This is a genomic window from Streptomyces sp. NPDC003011, assembly GCF_053591515.1.
This window is the reverse complement of record NZ_JBSFTY010000084.1, coordinates 20,028-36,105: the sequence shown is the minus strand read 5'-3', so window position 1 is coordinate 36,105 and position 16,078 is coordinate 20,028. Positions and strand designations below refer to the sequence as shown.

The window sequence follows — 16,078 nt, the reverse complement described above, 5'->3', positions numbered from 1 at the left end:
GATGGTCTTCGGCAACCTGGGCCCGGACTCGGGCACCGGCGTGGCGTTCACCCGCGACCCGGCCTCCGGCCACCAGGGCGTCTACGGCGACTACCCGCGCCGTGGGGTCAGCCCCGGCCGAACGTCGCGTCGCGGTGTTCCCGCCAGCGTTCCATCAGCTGGACGATTTCGCCCTCCAGGTACTCGAAGAAGGCGAGCGTCTCGGCGATCCGACGGCCGCCGGGGGTGGCGGCGCCGAGACTGTCGACGCCGTCGCGCAGGGTCTGCTCCCAGCGCTTGAGCACGGCGTCACGGCTGGTCAGCGCCACATACCACTGATCGTTGTGCACCCGGTACCGCTCGCGGCGCGAACCGGGCTCCCGCTCGCGCGAGACCATGTGCACCTGGGCGAGATAGCGCACCGCGCCGGAGACGGCGGCCGGGCTGACCTTGAGCTGCTCGCCGAGTTCGGCGGAGGTCATGGCGCCGGAGTCGGCGGCGAGCAGCGCGGCGAACACGCGGGCGGCCATCCGCTGCATCCCCGCCTCGACGAGCTGCGCCGCGAAGGACTCGACGAACCTCGACACGGCCTCCGTGTCCCGCCCCGCCCCGGCTGATTCGCTCATGCGCTCATCGTAACCGGGTTCGCTCCCTTCCTTATCTTCACAAGTTTCTGAAAGAAGCGTAGCTTCTGAAGAATGACACAGGCAATCAGCGTCTCCGGACTGCACAAGTCGTTCGGCCGGACGCACGCGCTCGACGGCCTCGACCTGGCCGTCGAGACCGGTGAGGTGCACGGCTTCCTCGGCCCCAACGGCTCCGGGAAGTCCACCACCATCCGGATCCTGCTCGGCCTGCTGCGGGCCGACTCGGGCGCAGCGCAGGTCCTCGGCCGCGACCCGTGGGCGGACGCGGTCGAGGTGCACCGCCGGATCGCGTACGTCCCCGGCGACGTCACGCTCTGGCGCAACCTCTCCGGCGGCGAGGTCATCGACCTCTACGGCCGACTGCACGACGGGGGCCGCGCGATGGGGGTGCGGCCGCGCTTCCGGCGCCGGCGGAGCGTCGGGCAGGGGGGTGGTGGGCGGCGGGCGGGCGGCGGCCTCGACCAGCGGCGCCGGGCGGAGCTGATCGACCGGTTCGAGCTGGACCCGACCAAGAAGGGGCGGACGTACTCGAAGGGCAACCGGCAGAAGGTCGCCCTGGTCGCCGCCTTCGCCTCGGACGTCGACCTGCTGATCCTGGACGAGCCGACCTCCGGCCTGGACCCGCTGATGGAGGAGGTCTTCCAGCGGTGCGTGGCGGAGGAACGGGACCGGGGGCGGACCGTCCTGCTCTCCTCGCACATCCTGAGCGAGGTCGAGGAGCTCTGCGACCGGGTGAGCATCATCCGCCAGGGCCGGACCGTCGAGAGCGGCTCGCTCGCCGAGCTGCGCCACCTCACGCGCACCAGCGTGACGGCCGAACTCGCGGGTGAGCCCGACGGCCTGGCGCGGCTGCCGGGCGTCCACGGCCTCGATGTCCAGGGCCGCCGGGTCCGCCTCCAGGTCGACACCGACAAGCTGGACGCCGTCCTGCGCACGCTCGGCGCGTCGGGCGTACGGTCGCTGACGTCGACGCCGCCGACGCTGGAGGAGCTGTTCCTGCGGCACTACCAGGAGGACCCGCACGGGGAGGCGGCGGCCCGATGACCGCGCCCGCCTTCGACACACGCCCCGCCGGATCGCGCCAACTGGCCGGCACCGGCGTTCTGTTGCGCTTCGCACTGCGCCGCGACCGGGTGATGATCCCGATCTGGGTCGCGGTGAACGCGCTCATGGTCCTCTCGATGCCGAACACCCTGGAGGGCCTGTACGCCACCCCCGCCGAACGCGCCGACCTGGTGACGCAGATGTCCGCCAATCCGTCGCTGCGGGCGATGGTCGGCCCGGTGTTCGGCGACTCGCTCGGCGCCCTGACCGCCTGGCGGGTCGGGGTGTACGCCGGTGCGCTGGCCGCCGTGACGAGCCTGCTCGTCGTCATCCGGCACACCCGGGAAGAGGAGGAGAGCAGCCGTCAGGAACTGCTGGCCTCGGGCGTCGTGGGCCGCCGGGCCTCCCTCACGGCGGCCCTGCTGGCGGCGGCGGTCACGAACGCCGCGCTGGCGCTGCTGGTGACGGTCGGCCTGGCCGGGCAGGGGGTCCCCGGGGCGGTGGCGCTCGGGCTCGGGATCGCCGGCGTCGGGATGGTCTTCGCCACGGCGGCGGCGATCGTGGCGCAGCTGACGGAGAGCGCGCGCCTGGCCCGCGGACTGACCGCGGCGGTCCTCGGTGCCGCCTTCGTCCTGCGCGCGGCGGGCGACTCAGCGACGGACGACGGCTCCTCGGTCCTGACCTGGCTGTCGCCGATCGGCTGGCTGGAGAACCTGCGCCCGTACGCCGGCGAACGCTGGTGGGTGCTCGCGCTGTTCGTCGCGGCTGTCACCGCGCAGGCGGTGGTGGCGTACACGCTCACCGGGCGCCGGGACGTCGGCATGAGCTTCCTGCCCACCCGGCCGGGACCGGCCGTCGGCCGTCTGGGCTCGGCGGCGGCACTGGCCTGGCGGCTGCACCGCGGCAGCGTGCTCGGCTGGAGCATCGGCTTCTTCCTCGCCGGAGTGGTCTACGGCGGGTTGACGGAGGGCGCGGCGGACCTCGTCGGCGACAACGCCCGCGCCCGCGAGATCTTCGAGCGGATGGGCGGACAGGCCGGTCTGACGGACACGTTCCTGTCGGCGATGGTCGGCATGCTCGGCCTGACCGCCGCGCTGTACGTCGTCGCCTCCGTCCTGCGGCTGCACGGCGAGGAGACCTCCCAACGCGCGGAACCGGTACTGGCGAACGCGGTGGGCCGGCTGCGATGGGCCGCCGGTCACCTGCTGATCGCCTTCGGCGGATCCGTACTGATCATGCTGCTCGCCGGTCTGGGCCTCGCCGTCGGTCACGGCAGGCAGGCCGGGCCGATCCTGGCCGCGTGCCTCGTGCAGGTGACCGGCGTCTGGGTCGTCGGCGGGCTGGCGGTGCTGCTGCACGGGATGGCTCCCCGGGTGGCGACGGCGACCTGGGGGGTGGCCGGGGCGGTGCTGCTGATCGGCTGGGTCGGGCCCGCGCTGGACGCTCCCCGTGCGGTGCTCGACCTGTCTCCGTTCGCCCACCTCCCGAAGCTGCCGGGCGGGGAGATGGAGTGGGGGCCGGTCCTGGTCCTCCTGCTGCTGGCGATCACGCTCACCGGCGCGGGACTGGCCGGGATGCGGTGGCGCGACCTGACGACGTGAAGGTGCGGGGCGACGGCGTAAGGGGGGACGAGGGCATGGACCTCGGCGTCCTGCTCACCGAGCTGCCGCTCGTGCTCCTCGCGGGAGCCGTCCTGCCCGTCCTGCTCCACGCCCTGCTCGTCCGGCTGCTCGGCGGCCCGGGTGACGCCTCAGACCGTCACGGGTAGGCCCTCCAGCCCCCGGATCACGAAGTTCGACTTGCGCCGCGGCTCGGCCGCCAGGGCCAGCGTGGGCGCCCGCTCCAGCAGCGCGGTCATCGAGGCCGCCAGCTCGATCCGGGCCAGGGGCGCGCCGATGCAGTAGTGGATGCCCGCGCTGAAGGAGATGTGCGGGTTGTCCGCGCGGGTCAGGTCGAGGCGCCCGGGGTCGGCGAAGACCTCGGGGTCGTGGTTGGCGGACCCGAAGAGCAGCGCGACCTCCGTGCCCCGCGGGATCGTCGTCCCGGCCACCTCGATGTCGTCCAGGACCCAGCGTTCGAAGAGCTGGAGCGGGGTGTCGTAGCGCATCAGCTCCTCCACGGCGGACGGCACCAGGGAGTGGTCCGCCCGCAGCGCCGCCAGCTGGTCCGGGTGGCGGAACAGCGCCCACCAGCCGTTGACCGTGGCGTTCACCGTCGCCTCGTGGCCCGCGTTCAGCAGCAGCACGCAGGTCGAGATCATCTCCTGCTCGGTCAGCCGGTCGCCCTCGTCGTGCGCCGCGATCAGACCGGAGATCAGGTCCTGCCCCGGCTCTTTGCGGCGCTCGGCGATCAGGTCCCGCAGATAGTCCGAGAACTCCACCGACGCCCGCACCGCCCGCGCGGCCACCTCCTGCGAGGGGTCCAGCTCGTACATCCCGCAGATGTCCGCCGACCAGGGCCTCAGCGGCGCCCGGTCCGCCTCCGGGATCCCCAGCATCTGCGCGATCACCGCGACCGGCAGCGGCTCCGCCACGTCCGTCAGCAGATCCCCGCCGCCCGCCTCCACCAGCGCGGACACCAGCTCACCGGCCAGCCCTTCCACGTACGGCTTCAGCCCCTCCACCGTGCGCGGCGTGAACGCCTTCGACACCAGACGCCGGATCCGGGTGTGGTCCGGCGGCTCCAGGTCGAGCATCCCGTGGTCGTTGAGCGTGTGGAACGGCTCGTGCTCCGGCGGCGGCGCCGCCCGCCCGAAGTCCTCGTGGGTGAACCGGTGCTGGTACGTCCGCCCGAGCCGGCGGTCGCGCAACAGCGCGGACACGTCGGCATGGTGGGGAACCAGCCACTGGTTCGTGGGCTCGTAGTAGTGCACGCGCCCCCGGGCACGCAGCTCGGCGTAGGCGGGGTACGGGTCGGCGAGAAACGCCGGGTCCCACGGATCGAAGGGTGCCATGAGCGGACGCTAGCCCGGCACGCCCTCGCCTGACCAGGGGTGTTCCTTCAGGTGGCCGGTCAGGGCAGTGAAGGCGGGGGCGGGGAAGAGGAGGGTCGCACGGTCAGGCACCTTGGAGTCCCGGACGGCTATCCCGGTGGGGAGGGTGGCGATCTCGACGCAGGCATCGCCGTCGCCGCCGCCGGAGTAGGTGGACTTTCGCCAGTTCATCACAGCTCCCCTGACAGGCATCTCGGCGTAAGCGGGGTACGGGTCGGCGAGAAACGCCGGATCCCACGGATCGAAGGGCGCCATGAGCGGACGCTAGCCCGGCATCCCCCCACCTGACCAGGGCTGTTCCTTCAGGTGGTCGACCAGGGCGGCGAAGGAGGCGGCACCGAAGGAGAGCGTGGCGCGGGCGGGGGCCTTGGAGTCACGGACGGCTATGCGGGTGGGGAGGGTTGCTATCTCAACGCAGGTATCACCGTCACCGCCGTCGGAGTACGTGGATTTCCGCCAGTTCATCACAGCTCCTTCGCCAGACGATGAATGAAGTCTCGCGACGCCATGGGGTCGAGCGACGCTTTCTCCACCCTATGAACCAAGGCCCGCAGCCGATTCAGCTGGGATTCGGCATCCAGGAACGCGACTCCTGTGGGTGAGTCCCGTAGCCCGGTGTCCAGCCGGGGCAGCGGGCCTCCCACGTACATCATCGAGGCCCCGGAACCGGCGAAGCCGTCTGGTCGGTGGGGATCACGCGCACGGTGGCATGACCCTGCTCAACCAGGTCCAGGATCTGCCGGAGCTGAGTGCCCGCCCCGTCCTGCCATGACGGCCGCGGCAATGCCACCGCCCGCCGACCGCAACCCCCCACCCGCCGAACGGAGTTCCGCATGCCCGAGAACGAGCCGTGGGAGTACGCGCTCCACATCCCCAACGACCCCCGGGCCGTCACCGTCTGTCGCCGTACCCTCCGCCTGATCCTGACCCTGCACGGCCTGATCACGCTGGTCGACACGGCCGAACTCCTCGCCGCGGAGCTGGTCTCCAACGCCGTACTGCACACCAAGGGCCCTGCGTCCCTCCGTCTGCGGTACTCGGGCGGCGTCCTGCGCATCAGCGCGTGGGACGCGGACCCCGGACCACCTGAGCCGCCGCGACCGCTGGAGCACCTCACCGACGCCGAGGACGGCCGCGGTCTCGCCCTGATCCGCGCCTGCGCCGACCTGTGGGGGTGGCAGCCGCAGTCCAGGGACGGCAGTCGCGGCAAGTACGTGTGGTGCGAGCTCGCTTTCCGAGGGGCTATCCGGGCGTGACCAGCCGCGCCTCGTACGCGAACACCGCTGCCTGGGTGCGGTCCCTGAGGCCGAGCTTCACCAGGATCCGGCTCACATGGGTCTTGATGGTCGACTCGGCGACCACCAGACGCTCCGCTATCTCCGCGTTCGACAGACCCTGCGCGATCAGGACCAGCACCTCCGTCTCCCGGTCGGTCAGGTCGCCGTAGGCCGCCTGGGCGGACGGGGCCAGCCGGGGGGCGGTGGACAGCTTGGAGAACTCGGTGATCAGGCGTCTGGTCACCGAGGGGGCCAGCAGCGCCTCACCGTCGGCCACCACCCGCACCCCGTCGGCGAGTTGGCGTGCCGAGGCGTCCTTCAGGAGGAAGCCGGAGGCCCCCGCCCGCAGGGCCTGGTACACGTACTCGTCGAGGTCGAAGGTGGTGAGCACCAGCACCTTGGCCGCGCCGTCCGCCGCGACGATCTCCCGGGTCGCCTCGATGCCGTTCAGCTCGGGCATGCGGATGTCCATCAGCACGACGTCGGGGGCGAGTTCACGGACCCGGTCGACCGCCTCGCGTCCGTTGACGGCCTCGCCGACGACCTCGATGTCCGGCATCGCGTTCAGCAGGACCGAGAAGCCCTCGCGCACCATCATCTGGTCGTCCGCGATCAGGACGCGGATGGTCATGCGCCCTCCTCGCTCACCGCGGGCACCGGCAGGAACACCGTCACCTCGTAGCCCCCGTCGTCCGCCGGACCCGCCGTCATCTCGCCGTTCAGCATGGACACCCGCTCCCGCATGCCGGTGATGCCGTGGCCCGCCCCGGGCGAGGGTTTGACCAGGGACGGCTGGGGCGGCGGACCGTTGACTATGCGCAGGCCCAGCCCGCCCAGCACGTAGCCGATCTCGACGCGGGCGCTCGCCCCGGGTGCGTGCCGCAGGGTGTTGCTCAGCGCCTCCTGCACGATCCGGTACGCCGACAGCTCCACGCCCTGCGGCAGCTCCCGCACCGCTCCGGTCACCGTCTTGTCGACGCTCAGGCCCGCGTCCGCGACGTTGGCGAGCAGCGCGTCCAGGTCGGCGAGGGTGGGCTGCGGGGCGTCGGGGGCCTCGTAGTCCTCGGCACGGACCACGCCCAGGACCCGCCGCAGTTCGGTGAGGGCGGCCACCGCGTTCTCCCGGATCGTGGCGAAGGCGCGCTCCAGCTCCGGCGGCGGGTTCTCCACCCGGTAGGGGGCGGCCTCGGCCTGGATGGCGACGACCGACATGTGGTGCGCGACCACGTCGTGCAGCTCGCGGGCGATGGTCGTGCGCTCCTCCAGCAGGGTGCGGCGGGAGCGCTCGTGCTCGGTCACCGTCTGCTGGGCGGTCACCTCCTGCTCGGCCGTGCGGCGTATGTGCCAGACCGTGACGGCGAGCAGGACGAGGGCGGAGAAGACCAGCATGGGGGCGGTGTTCGACGCGTAGTGACCCGCGCCGAGGGTGGTCTCCACGACCATGCCGTACACCGCGGTCAGCGCCCACATCCACCCCGCCACGCGGGGTCTGGTCCGCAGGGCCACGACCGTCATCACCACCAGGTGGCAGGCGAAGCTGCCGGTCCGCCAGGGCCAGTCGTCCCACTGGTTGCCGAACAGCGCGGTGACGGGGGTGGCCGCGAGGGAGAACCAGAAGGCGCCGACGGGCCTGAGCAGCGTCAGCAGGACCGGGGCCAGCGCGAGAAAGGCACTGAACAGCGTGGCGAAGTCGTCGCCGCTGCCCTCCGCCGCCGAACCGGCGATCAGCATCGCCAGCAGTGCGGCGACGATCACCATCGCGTGCGGGGTCCACACCGCGTACTCCCGCACGCGTACGGGCAGCCGCCTGGTCAGCGGGCCGTCGCCGCGCAGCCGCGGCAGCGGGTCGTAGGCGAAGGCGTGGTGGCACAGGTCCTGGCGCAGCCCGCGCAGCGCGCCCATGGCCATCCGGAATTCCGGACTGTTCGGCTTGTACGCGGCATACGGGTTCTGCGGCTGCGTGGTGCGCTGCGTCTGGGTCGTCTCGGTCACGTACAGAACGGTAGGCGGCGACGGCGGCGCGGTCGTCACCAGTGAGAAGGGTCCTTCGGCGTCCCTCTCAGGTACTACGGGGACGACCGGGGAGGGTCACCACGCCAGTTGCGCGATCTCCTCGGCCACCACCGCACACGCGTCCGCCACCGGGTCGATCAGCGGGAAGTGGCCGACGTCCTCCAGCAGGGTCAGCCCCACGACCTCGCCCGCCTTCGCCGCCGCGTCCGCGTAGGCCTCGGCGACCGCCTGCGGGACGACCAGGTCCGTGCGGCCCTGGACGAGGGTCGTCGCGATGCCGGTCGGGAGCAGGAGCGCCGGGTCGGCGTACGGCCGGCGCGCGGCGAACTCCTCGGGCCCGCCCAGCAGTTGCCGGCAGGCACCGCCGCACACGTCCAGCTTCTCCGCGACCGCGAGGTCGGCGATCGGGGCGAGGGCGACCACGCCCCGCAGCGGAACCTCGCGGTCGGTGCGCCACGGCGCGTCGGCGGGCAGCAGGTGCCGGGCCGCCGCCCACAGGGCGAGGTGGCCGCCCGCCGAGTGTCCGGTGACCACCGTGCGGCGCGCGTCCGCCTGCGGGAGGATCTCGCGCACCAGGGCCGGGAGCGCGTCCAGCGCGGCGGCGACGTCGTCGAAGGTGTCCGGCCAGCGGCCCGCGACCGGGCCGGGCTGCCCCGCGCTCTCGCCCCCACGCCGGTACTCCACGCTCGCCACCGCGAAGCCCCGGCGGGCCAGGAAGCCCGCGAACGGGGAGAGGTGACGGCGGTCGTGCGACGCCCGCCAGGCGCCGCCGTGCAGTACGGCCACCAGCGGCGCCGGACCGCCCGGGCCCGCCTCGCCCCGCGGGGCGTAGAAGTCGATCACCTGGTCGGGGTGGTCACCGTATGCCGCGGTGGCGTCGGGGTCGACCGCCGGGTGCGAGAAGGCCGACTCCTCTTCGGCGGCGGCACGGGCAGCTGCGGCATCGCGTGCGGCGGCGTCGTCCGGCATGCTCCAACCTCTCGGTGTCGAAACGGATTTGACGGACCGGGAAAGATCCCCAGGAGAGAATTCGGCCGTTGGCCGGGACGGTATCAGCCCGATGACGTGCACCGACACGCGGATGTCACGCACGGTGAGGGTTAAACGGTTCTGCTGTTCCGTTACGCTGACGGCACGGCGCCCGCCGCGCCCTCGCTCCCCCTCGCACCTGCCCCAAGGAGGCCGATATGTCCGCCGAGCCCGGCACCGTCCGTCCCGGAGGACGTACCGCACGTGTCCGTACGGCCGTGCTGCGGGCGGCCGGGGACGTGCTGGCCGAGCAGGGCTTCGACCGGCTCGATCTCGCGGACGTCGCCCGGCGGGCGGAGGTGGGCAAGACGACCGTGTACCGCCGGTGGGGATCGGTGACGGGACTGGTGGCCGACCTGCTCGCCGACATGGCCGAGCAGTCGCTCCCGCGCGCGCGGACCGGTTCCGTGCGCGGCGACCTGCGGGCCAACGCCGCCCTGGTGCGGCGGACGCTCGCCGATCCCCGGCAGGGCGCGCTGTTCCGCGCGGTGATCGCCGCGGCGGCGTGCGACGAGCGCACCGCGCAGGCCCTGCGGCGCTTCTACGAGGTGCGGGTGGCCGAGTGGGCGCCCTGCGTGGCGGAGGGCGTCGCCCGCGGGGAGCTGCCGGCCGGGACGGACCCGGCGATGGTCGTACGCGCGGTCTCGGCCCCCCTCTACTACGCCCTGCTCACCACCGGAACGCCCCCGGACCCCGCCGCCGCCGACCGCGCGGCGGACGCCGCCCTCGCGGCAGCACAGGCCGGGGTCTACACGCCCGGGACATGAACAGCCCGCCCACCACCCACCACCCACCACCCACCACCCACCGGGCACCGGGCACCGGGCACCGGGCACCGGGACCACCCGACCCACCGCCCGGCCCGACCCACCGCCCGGCCCGGCCCAAGGGCCCCCCGGACCCCGCCCTCCCCGGCGCCTCAGCCCGCTCCCGCACCCTCCCGCCACGTCTGCGCCAGCACCGCCGCCGCCCGTTCCACGTCCGCGAACCCGACGTAGAGCGGGGTGAAGCCGAAGCGCAGCACGTCCGGGTGCCGGAAGTCGCCGACCACGCCCCGCTCGACCAGCCGCTTCATGACGTCCCCGGCGTCCGCGCACCGCAACGCGACCTGGCTGCCCCGCTCCTCGTGGGCCACCGGCGTCAGCGACTCCACCCGGCCGGCCGGGACGTACGCGGCCACGCACTCCAGGAAGAAGTCCGTCAGGGCGAGGGACTTGGCCCGCACGCTCTCGATCGGGACGCCGTCCCACACCTCCAGCGCCGCCTCCAGGGCGAGCATGGACAGGATGTCGGGCGTGCCGACACGACCGCGCAGCGCACCGGCGGCCGGCTCGTAGTCCGGGCGCATGCCGAAGGGCTCGGCGTGCGAGTTCCAGCCGGGCAGCGGGGAGTCGAAACGATCCTGCAGGTCGTGGCGCACATACAGGTACGCCGGTGAACCCGGGCCGCCGTTCAGGTACTTGTAGGTGCAGCCGACCGCCAGGTCCACCCCGTGCGCGTCGAGCCCGACCGGCAGGGCGCCCGCGCTGTGGCACAGGTCCCACACCACGACGGCGCCCGCCGCGTGCACGGCGGCCGTCAGACCGGGCAGGTCGTGCAGCCGGCCGGTGCGGTAGTCGACGTGGTTCAGCAGGACCGCGGCGGTGCGCTCGCCCAGCGCGTCCGGCACCTGGGCCGGGGTGACCGGCCGCAGCGTGCAGCCCGTCAGCCGGGCCGCCGACTCGGCGAGGTACCCGTCCGTGGGGAAGGTCGTCGCGTCGACCACGATCTCGTCGCGCGTCCGCCCCGCGAGCCGCGCCATCCGCACCGCGCCCACCAGCGCCTTGAACACGTTGACGCTGGTGGAGTCGCCGACCACGATCTGCCCGGCCGCCGCCCCGACCAGCGGGGCTATCCGGTCGCCGATCCGCTCGGGCGCGGTCCACCAGCCGCTCTCCTCCCAGGACCGGATGCGCAGCTCGCCCCATTGCCGTCGGACGACGTCGTCGACGCGCCCGGGGACGGCCGCCGGCAGCGCGCCCAGCGAGTTCCCGTCGAGGTAGACGACCTCGTCGAGCACGAACCGCGCACGCAGGGCCGCCAGCTCGTCGCCCGCGTCCAACTCCGCTGCCTTGAGAGCGAGTTCAGACATGGGACCGGGCCGTCCACAGCTCCGGGAACACGTTCTTCTGCGCGCGCTTCTCCAGCCAGGCCACCCCGGCGGAACCGCCCGTGCCGGTCTTGGCGCCCATCGCGCGCCGGGTGGCCACCAGGTGGTCGTTGCGCCAGCGCCACACCAGCTCGGCCACGTCCGTCATCGCCTCGCCGAGCCGGGCGAGTTCGTCGCTCTCGTCACCCGAGTAGAGCGCGGTCCACACCGCCTCCACCTCCGCCGACGGCTCGTGGCGGCGCGACACGTCGCGGTCCAGGACGGAGGCCGGGATGGGGTGCCCGCGCCGCGCCAGCAGCCGCAGCACCTCGTCGTACAGGCTCGGCTCGTGCAGCGCCTTCTCCAGCTCCGCGTGGACGCGCGGCGCGCCCCGGTGCGGGACCAGCATGGACGCGGACTTGTCACCGAGCAGGAACTCCATCCGCCGGTACATCGCCGACTGGAACCCGGAGCCTTCGCCGAGGGCGGAGCGGTATGCGTTGAACTGGGCCGGCGTGAGCTGCCCGAGCGGCTTCCAGGAGGCGTTCAGCGCCTCCAGCTCCCGCACGGAACGCTTCAGCGCGGCGACCGCGACCGGCACGTCGTCCTGCCGCAGGGCCCGCGCCGCGGTCTCCCACTCGTGGACGATGACCGTGAACCACAGCTCCATCACCTGGGTGGTGACCAGGAAGACCATCTCTCCGGGATCGTCGGAGAGGGTGTGCTGGAGGTGGGTGAGCACGTCCGCCTGGACGTAGTCCTCGTACGGGGTCGTGCCGTGGAAGTCGAGATGCGGGGTCTCGGGCTCGTGCGTGTCGTGAGCCTCTTGGGACATCGCTGTCTCCTGATGTGTCCTCCGGGTAGCGGTCCGCCCCTGCCGTTACCGACACGGGGGCCCCGGTCCCCGCCGGGCATCCTCTTCGATGGTCCGCCGAAAAGGCAAGGCCCGCCTGATCACACAGGCGGGCCCGCAAGGAAACGACGGCTCAGCCCAGGGTCTGGGCCGCCGCCGGCGAGGAGTCCTTCAGGAACTGCGAGCAGCGCTCGTACTCCTCCTGCTCGCCGATCGCCTGCGCGGCGCGGGCGAGGGCGTGCAGGGCGCGCAGGAAGCCACGGTTCGGCTCGTGCTCCCAGGGGACCGGGCCGTGGCCCTTCCAGCCGCTGCGGCGCAGCGAGTCCAGGCCGCGGTGGTAGCCCGTACGGGCGTAGGCGTACGACTCCACGACGCTGCCCCGCTCGAACGCCTCGTCGGCCAGCTGGGCCCAGGCCAGCGAGGAGGTGGGGTACTTCGCGGCCACATCGGCGGGCGCGGTACCGCCGGCCAGCAGCTCGCGGGGTTCCGGGTCGTCGGGGAGGTGGGTCGGGGGCGGACCCCCGAGAAGGTTCTCGTGAATGGACATGGGGTCCAGTCTCCTCCATTCGGCCAGGGGACCAAGGGCACGCGGGGCCGACTGTCACAGTCCCCGCCGGCCCGCCCCGTCCGCCCCGGACCTGCCCCGGGTGCACGGCGAGCCCGGTGCCGTGGCACCGGGCTCGCCGTACGACGCGGGACGGTTACTTGATCTTCGTGCCGCTGGACCGCAGGTTGCCGCAGGCCTCGACGACGCGGGCGGCCATGCCCGCCTCGGCCAGCTTGCCCCAGGTGCGCGGGTCGTAGGTCTTCTTGGAGCCGACCTCGCCGTCGACCTTCAGGACGCCGTCGTAGTTGCGGAACATGTGGTCGGCGACCGGGCGCGTGAAGGCGTACTGCGTGTCGGTGTCGATGTTCATCTTGACGACGCCGTTCTCCAGCGCGGTCGCGATCTCCTCCGCGGAGGAGCCGGAGCCGCCGTGGAAGACGAAGTCGAACGGCTGCGCGCCGGCCGGCTTGCCGTACTTGGCGGCCACGCCGTCGTTGAGCTCCTTCAGGAGCTCGGGGCGCAGCACCACGTTGCCCGGCTTGTACACGCCGTGGACGTTGCCGAAGGACGCGGCCAGCAGGTAGCGGCCCTTCTCGCCCAGGCCCAGGGCCTCGACCGTGCGCACGGCGTCGTCGACCGTCGTGTACAGGGAGTCGTTGATCTCGTGCGTGACGCCGTCCTCCTCGCCGCCGGTCGGGGTGATCTCGACCTCAAGGATGATCTTGGCGGCGCGGGCGCGCTCCAGGAGCTCCTGGGCGATGGAGAGGTTGTCGGCGAGGGTCTCCGCGGAGCCGTCCCACATGTGGGACTGGAACAGCGGGTTCTGCCCGGCCTTGACGCGCTCCTCGGACACCGCGAGCAGCGGGCGTACGTACCCGTCGAGCTTGTCCTTGGGGCAGTGGTCGGTGTGCAGGGCGACCGTGATGTCGTACTTCTCGGCGACGATGTGCGCGAACTCGGCCAGGGCGACGGCGCCGGTCACCATGTCCTTGTTGTGCTGACCGCCCAGGAACTCCGCGCCACCCGTCGAGATCTGGATGATGCCGTCGCTCTCGGCCTCCGCGAAGCCGCGCAGCGCAGCGTGCAGGGTCTGGGTCGAGGTCACGTTGATGGCCGGGTAGGCGAACTTGCCTGCCTTCGCCCGGTCGAGCATCTCGTTGTAGACCTCGGGGGTTGCGATGGGCATCTGTCCGCTCCTTGGTATGCGGGTTGGCGTTCTGTGTCCTACGGCCCTGACCTAGACCTTGGGTGCGACGTCATCGTCGGCCCCATCTTTCCAGACGTGACCGGATGGTCCATCCTGCGGTCAGTCCAGTCCCAGCTCGTCCTTCGAGTACGCGAAGAGGTACGGCACCCCCGCACCCTGCTCGATCTTCTCGGCGGCGCCGGTCGCCCGGTCGACGATGGTCGCGACGCCGACGACCTCGGCGCCCGCCTCGCGCACCGCCTCCACGGCGGTGAGCGGAGAGCCGCCGGTGGTGGAGGTGTCCTCGACGACCAGGACCCGGCGGCCCGCGATCTGAGGCCCCTCGACCCGCCGTTGCAGGCCGTGCGCCTTGGCCGCCTTCCGCACGACGAAGGCGTCCAGCCGCCGCCCGCGGGCGGCGGCCGCGTGCAGCATGGACGCGGCCACCGGGTCGGCGCCCATGGTCAGCCCGCCCACCGCGTCGAACTCCAGGTCGGCGGTCAGGTCCAGCAGCACCTGCCCGACCAGCGGGGCGGCCTCCCCGTCGAGGGTGATGCGCCGCAGGTCGACGTAGTAGTCGGCCTCCAGACCCGACGACAGGGTCACCTTGCCGTGCACCACGGCCTTGTCCTTGATCTGCTGCAGCAGCGCGCCGCGAACGTCTGTCATGCCTGTCAGCTTAGAGGCGGCGCCAGGTCCACGTGGTGGTGGCTTCCAGCGGCTCCAGCGGTGTGACCAGGCGCGGGAGGGTGTTGAGCCCGTCGGGCGGCCCGGTCTGCGGCTCCACGCAGACAGCGGCCTCCTGCTCGTCGTACACCACGACCCACTGCTCGGGGCTGGTCACCCTCAGCTCCAGCTGCCCGGGCCAGGTGAGGGTGACGTCGACCCCGCCGGGCATCCCGAAGCAGTCGTCCCAGGGGCCGGGCCTCGGGTCGAGGCGGTTGCCGGTGGGCAGGTGGTCGTCGCCGCGCTCCTCCTGCCAGGCGGGCGTGAAGCCGAGCCGTGCGCCTTCCCCGCCCAGGGTGCGGTTGAACCAGGGGTGCCAGCCGATCTGCGCCGGGAAGGAGGAGTCGTACGTCTCCACGGACATGGTCAGCGTCAGGGCGTCCCCGGTGAGGGCGACGACCTGCGTGATCCGGCCCGTGTAGGGCCACGGCTCGACCAGGTCGTACGTGATGACCGCCTCGTCGGCGGTGGTGCGGGCGGTGCGCCAGGCGCCGTCGCGGGCGGTGCCGTGGATGGCGTGCGGCGGGGAGTTGAGCGGCATCTGGCGGACGGTCGCCCCGTCCCGGAACCGGCCGTCCCTGATCCGGCCGCACCAGGGAACCATCGGGAAGCAGCCGAACCGGTCGCCCTGCCGGAGGAGCTCGACCCCGCCGACCCGGAGCCCTCCGATACGGCCGCCGTTGCCCGGTTGCACGGTCACTTCCGCGTCACCCGCGGTCAGCGTGATGTCTTCGTTACTCACGGGACGACCCTACTGGGGGAAGCAAGGGCGCCTCGGCCGCCCGGGGCGCTCAGCGTCGCCGGCGCAGCGCCCTGCTCACCACGATCGCCGACGCCAGCGCCACCGCCGCGGCCGGTGCGGCCCAGCGCAGGGTCTGGTGCGGGCTGACCGTCTGGGGGGCCGGCACCGGCGCGTACCGGCCGCGCGGCGGGGCGTGGTCGACCTCCTCCGCGCTGCGGCCGATCATCGTCCGGCGCGCGTGCGCCGCCTCGGCGGGCGGCCGCGGGGCCTCGACGAGGTCGTCGGCGGGCGGCTGGGCGGCCTCCGCGAGGTCCTCGGAGACGGACGGCGGCGGGACCTCGGCCTCGACCACGGGAGCGGGCTCGGCGGGTCCGGGCCGCGGCCCCGGCTCGCGAGCGGGCGCGGGCTCGTCCCCTGCCCCCTCCGCCTCTCCCTCCGCCTCTCCCTCCGCCTTTCCTTCCGCCTTTCCCTCCGCCGCGGCTCCCAGGCTCTCGGCGAACCGGCTCAGCAGGCGGGTCGTGGCGGCGGTGACCGCGGCCGACGGCAGTTCCGTGACGCGGCCGTCCGCGGAGGCGGTTCCGTCGAAGGTGAGGGTGGAGCCGCCGTCGCTCTCCCGCAGACGGATCGTGAGCGCCAGTGTGACCGAGCCGGTGCCCCGGGCCTCGGCCGCGTCGCCCTCCACGGCGTACGAACCGTCGTCCCGCCCGGAGACCCGTACGGTGCCGCGGTAGGTGATGGAGTGGCTGCCGACGCGTACCTTCAGCCGCCCCGTGACGGGCTCGGCGCCGGCGTCCTGTTGGAGCCCGGGAACCGCCCGGGCGACGAGCGCGGGGTCGGCCAGCGCCTCTCTGAGCCGCTCGGCCGGAACCGGAACGAACACCTCATACTCCATGTCAGCGGAGCCTACCCAGTGGG

Annotated in this window: 19 protein-coding genes and 1 pseudogene; 5 read left to right on the top strand and 15 right to left on the bottom strand. The window is 72.9% G+C overall.

The features are described 5' to 3' along the window. Nucleotides 1–107: 107 nt before the first annotated feature. Nucleotides 108–605: a GbsR/MarR family transcriptional regulator gene (locus ACWD0J_RS32865; protein WP_451499505.1), complete on the bottom strand. Its 498-nt coding sequence runs from the start codon at nucleotides 603–605 to the stop codon at nucleotides 108–110. A 72-nt stretch (nucleotides 606–677) separates the two neighbouring features. Here ACWD0J_RS32865 and ACWD0J_RS32860 point away from each other — a divergent pair, with 72 nt between their 5' ends. From ACWD0J_RS32860 to ACWD0J_RS32850, 3 genes are read left to right on the top strand one after another with little or no spacing between them, the layout of a single operon-like run. Then, nucleotides 678–1,670, top strand: a complete 993-nt coding sequence (locus ACWD0J_RS32860; protein WP_451499504.1) for an ABC transporter ATP-binding protein — start codon at nucleotides 678–680, stop codon at nucleotides 1,668–1,670. Beyond that, on the top strand, nucleotides 1,667–3,271 hold the full coding sequence (locus ACWD0J_RS32855; protein WP_451499503.1) for an ABC transporter permease: 1,605 nt from the start codon (nucleotides 1,667–1,669) through the stop codon (nucleotides 3,269–3,271). Before ACWD0J_RS32860 ends, ACWD0J_RS32855 begins: the two co-directional genes overlap by 4 nt. Beyond that, nucleotides 3,250–3,438 (top strand): hypothetical protein, encoded by a 189-nt coding sequence (locus ACWD0J_RS32850; protein ID WP_451499509.1) that lies wholly within the window; start codon nucleotides 3,250–3,252, stop codon nucleotides 3,436–3,438. Before ACWD0J_RS32855 ends, ACWD0J_RS32850 begins: the two co-directional genes overlap by 22 nt. Here ACWD0J_RS32850 and ACWD0J_RS32845 read toward each other — a convergent pair. From ACWD0J_RS32845 to ACWD0J_RS32830, 4 genes and pseudogenes are all read right to left on the bottom strand, one after another. After that, nucleotides 3,421–4,623 (bottom strand): cytochrome P450, encoded by a 1,203-nt coding sequence (locus ACWD0J_RS32845; RefSeq protein ID WP_451499502.1) that lies wholly within the window; start codon nucleotides 4,621–4,623, stop codon nucleotides 3,421–3,423. The two genes, ACWD0J_RS32850 and ACWD0J_RS32845, sit on opposite strands and share 18 nt — an antisense overlap. A gap of 9 nt (nucleotides 4,624–4,632) precedes the next feature. Continuing rightward, entirely contained in the window at nucleotides 4,633–4,833 is a 201-nt protein-coding gene (locus ACWD0J_RS32840; RefSeq protein WP_451499501.1) for a DUF397 domain-containing protein, read from the bottom strand. 93 nt (nucleotides 4,834–4,926) lie between these two features. After that, a complete protein-coding gene (locus ACWD0J_RS32835) occupies nucleotides 4,927–5,127 on the bottom strand; it encodes a DUF397 domain-containing protein (RefSeq protein WP_451499500.1) in 201 nt (66 codons plus the stop codon). Further along, a pseudogene (locus ACWD0J_RS32830) lies at nucleotides 5,127–5,419 on the bottom strand (Scr1 family TA system antitoxin-like transcriptional regulator); the annotation flags it as partial. The pseudogene ACWD0J_RS32830 and the gene ACWD0J_RS32835, both read right to left, overlap by 1 nt. Nucleotides 5,420–5,495: 76 nt before the next feature. On the opposite strand from ACWD0J_RS32830, the gene ACWD0J_RS32825 reads away from it, so the two are divergent. Beyond that, nucleotides 5,496–5,918 (top strand): ATP-binding protein, encoded by a 423-nt coding sequence (locus ACWD0J_RS32825; RefSeq protein WP_451499499.1) that lies wholly within the window; start codon nucleotides 5,496–5,498, stop codon nucleotides 5,916–5,918. Here ACWD0J_RS32825 and ACWD0J_RS32820 read toward each other — a convergent pair. The 3 genes from ACWD0J_RS32820 to ACWD0J_RS32810 all read right to left on the bottom strand — a co-directional run bounded on the left by ACWD0J_RS32820 (nucleotide 5,905) and on the right by ACWD0J_RS32810 (nucleotide 8,921). Then, nucleotides 5,905–6,570, bottom strand: coding sequence for a response regulator (locus tag ACWD0J_RS32820; RefSeq protein ID WP_451499498.1), 666 nt, complete (start codon nucleotides 6,568–6,570; stop codon nucleotides 5,905–5,907). The genes ACWD0J_RS32825 and ACWD0J_RS32820 overlap by 14 nt on opposite strands. After that, entirely contained in the window at nucleotides 6,567–7,931 is a 1,365-nt protein-coding gene (locus ACWD0J_RS32815; protein WP_451499497.1) for a sensor histidine kinase, read from the bottom strand. Before ACWD0J_RS32815 ends, ACWD0J_RS32820 begins: the two co-directional genes overlap by 4 nt. A 96-nt stretch (nucleotides 7,932–8,027) precedes the next feature. Further along, nucleotides 8,028–8,921 (bottom strand): alpha/beta hydrolase family protein, encoded by an 894-nt coding sequence (locus tag ACWD0J_RS32810; RefSeq protein WP_451499496.1) that lies wholly within the window; start codon nucleotides 8,919–8,921, stop codon nucleotides 8,028–8,030. Between the two features lie 218 nt (nucleotides 8,922–9,139). On the opposite strand from ACWD0J_RS32810, the gene ACWD0J_RS32805 reads away from it, so the two are divergent. After that, nucleotides 9,140–9,748 (top strand): TetR/AcrR family transcriptional regulator, encoded by a 609-nt coding sequence (locus ACWD0J_RS32805; RefSeq protein ID WP_451499495.1) that lies wholly within the window; start codon nucleotides 9,140–9,142, stop codon nucleotides 9,746–9,748. A 152-nt stretch (nucleotides 9,749–9,900) separates the two neighbouring features. Here the strand turns inward: ACWD0J_RS32805 and kynU are convergent, their stop codons facing one another. From kynU to ACWD0J_RS32770, 7 genes are all read right to left on the bottom strand, one after another. Beyond that, entirely contained in the window at nucleotides 9,901–11,112 is a 1,212-nt protein-coding gene (gene kynU / locus ACWD0J_RS32800; RefSeq protein ID WP_451499494.1) for a kynureninase, read from the bottom strand. Continuing rightward, nucleotides 11,105–11,944, bottom strand: a complete 840-nt coding sequence (locus ACWD0J_RS32795; RefSeq protein ID WP_451499493.1) for a tryptophan 2,3-dioxygenase family protein — start codon at nucleotides 11,942–11,944, stop codon at nucleotides 11,105–11,107. Before ACWD0J_RS32795 ends, kynU begins: the two co-directional genes overlap by 8 nt. Before the next feature lie 151 nt (nucleotides 11,945–12,095). Continuing rightward, a complete protein-coding gene (locus ACWD0J_RS32790; RefSeq protein WP_405616902.1) occupies nucleotides 12,096–12,509 on the bottom strand; it encodes a DUF3151 domain-containing protein in 414 nt (137 codons plus the stop codon). A gap of 154 nt (nucleotides 12,510–12,663) precedes the next feature. Beyond that, nucleotides 12,664–13,695, bottom strand: coding sequence for a class II fructose-bisphosphate aldolase (gene fbaA / locus ACWD0J_RS32785; RefSeq protein WP_451499492.1), 1,032 nt, complete (start codon nucleotides 13,693–13,695; stop codon nucleotides 12,664–12,666). 120 nt (nucleotides 13,696–13,815) lie between these two features. Next, complete coding sequence (pyrE, locus tag ACWD0J_RS32780) at nucleotides 13,816–14,364, bottom strand: orotate phosphoribosyltransferase (RefSeq protein ID WP_451499491.1); 549 nt, start codon at nucleotides 14,362–14,364, stop codon at nucleotides 13,816–13,818. 10 nt (nucleotides 14,365–14,374) lie between these two features. Next, nucleotides 14,375–15,163 (bottom strand): aldose epimerase family protein, encoded by a 789-nt coding sequence (locus ACWD0J_RS32775; protein ID WP_451499490.1) that lies wholly within the window; start codon nucleotides 15,161–15,163, stop codon nucleotides 14,375–14,377. A 49-nt stretch (nucleotides 15,164–15,212) separates the two neighbouring features. Beyond that, nucleotides 15,213–16,055, bottom strand: a complete 843-nt coding sequence (locus ACWD0J_RS32770; protein WP_451499489.1) for an SRPBCC domain-containing protein — start codon at nucleotides 16,053–16,055, stop codon at nucleotides 15,213–15,215. Nucleotides 16,056–16,078: the final 23 nt, after the last annotated feature.

Coding starts and splice junctions, on each gene's coding strand:
- ACWD0J_RS32805 (WP_451499495.1), top strand. CDS start 9,140: ATGTCCGCCGAGCCCGGCACCGTCCGTCCCGGAGGACGTACCGCACGT.
- ACWD0J_RS32855 (WP_451499503.1), top strand. CDS start 1,667: ATGACCGCGCCCGCCTTCGACACACGCCCCGCCGGATCGCGCCAACTG.
- fbaA (WP_451499492.1), bottom strand. CDS start 13,695: ATGCCCATCGCAACCCCCGAGGTCTACAACGAGATGCTCGACCGGGCG.
- ACWD0J_RS32860 (WP_451499504.1), top strand. CDS start 678: ATGACACAGGCAATCAGCGTCTCCGGACTGCACAAGTCGTTCGGCCGG.
- ACWD0J_RS32825 (WP_451499499.1), top strand. CDS start 5,496: ATGCCCGAGAACGAGCCGTGGGAGTACGCGCTCCACATCCCCAACGAC.
- ACWD0J_RS32810 (WP_451499496.1), bottom strand. CDS start 8,921: ATGCCGGACGACGCCGCCGCACGCGATGCCGCAGCTGCCCGTGCCGCC.
- ACWD0J_RS32835 (WP_451499500.1), bottom strand. CDS start 5,127: ATGAACTGGCGGAAATCCACGTACTCCGACGGCGGTGACGGTGATACC.
- ACWD0J_RS32840 (WP_451499501.1), bottom strand. CDS start 4,833: ATGAACTGGCGAAAGTCCACCTACTCCGGCGGCGGCGACGGCGATGCC.
- ACWD0J_RS32790 (WP_405616902.1), bottom strand. CDS start 12,509: ATGTCCATTCACGAGAACCTTCTCGGGGGTCCGCCCCCGACCCACCTC.
- ACWD0J_RS32845 (WP_451499502.1), bottom strand. CDS start 4,623: ATGGCACCCTTCGATCCGTGGGACCCGGCGTTTCTCGCCGACCCGTAC.
- pyrE (WP_451499491.1), bottom strand. CDS start 14,364: ATGACAGACGTTCGCGGCGCGCTGCTGCAGCAGATCAAGGACAAGGCC.
- ACWD0J_RS32770 (WP_451499489.1), bottom strand. CDS start 16,055: ATGGAGTATGAGGTGTTCGTTCCGGTTCCGGCCGAGCGGCTCAGAGAG.
- ACWD0J_RS32795 (WP_451499493.1), bottom strand. CDS start 11,944: ATGTCCCAAGAGGCTCACGACACGCACGAGCCCGAGACCCCGCATCTC.
- ACWD0J_RS32865 (WP_451499505.1), bottom strand. CDS start 605: ATGAGCGAATCAGCCGGGGCGGGGCGGGACACGGAGGCCGTGTCGAGG.
- ACWD0J_RS32820 (WP_451499498.1), bottom strand. CDS start 6,570: ATGACCATCCGCGTCCTGATCGCGGACGACCAGATGATGGTGCGCGAG.
- kynU (WP_451499494.1), bottom strand. CDS start 11,112: ATGTCTGAACTCGCTCTCAAGGCAGCGGAGTTGGACGCGGGCGACGAG.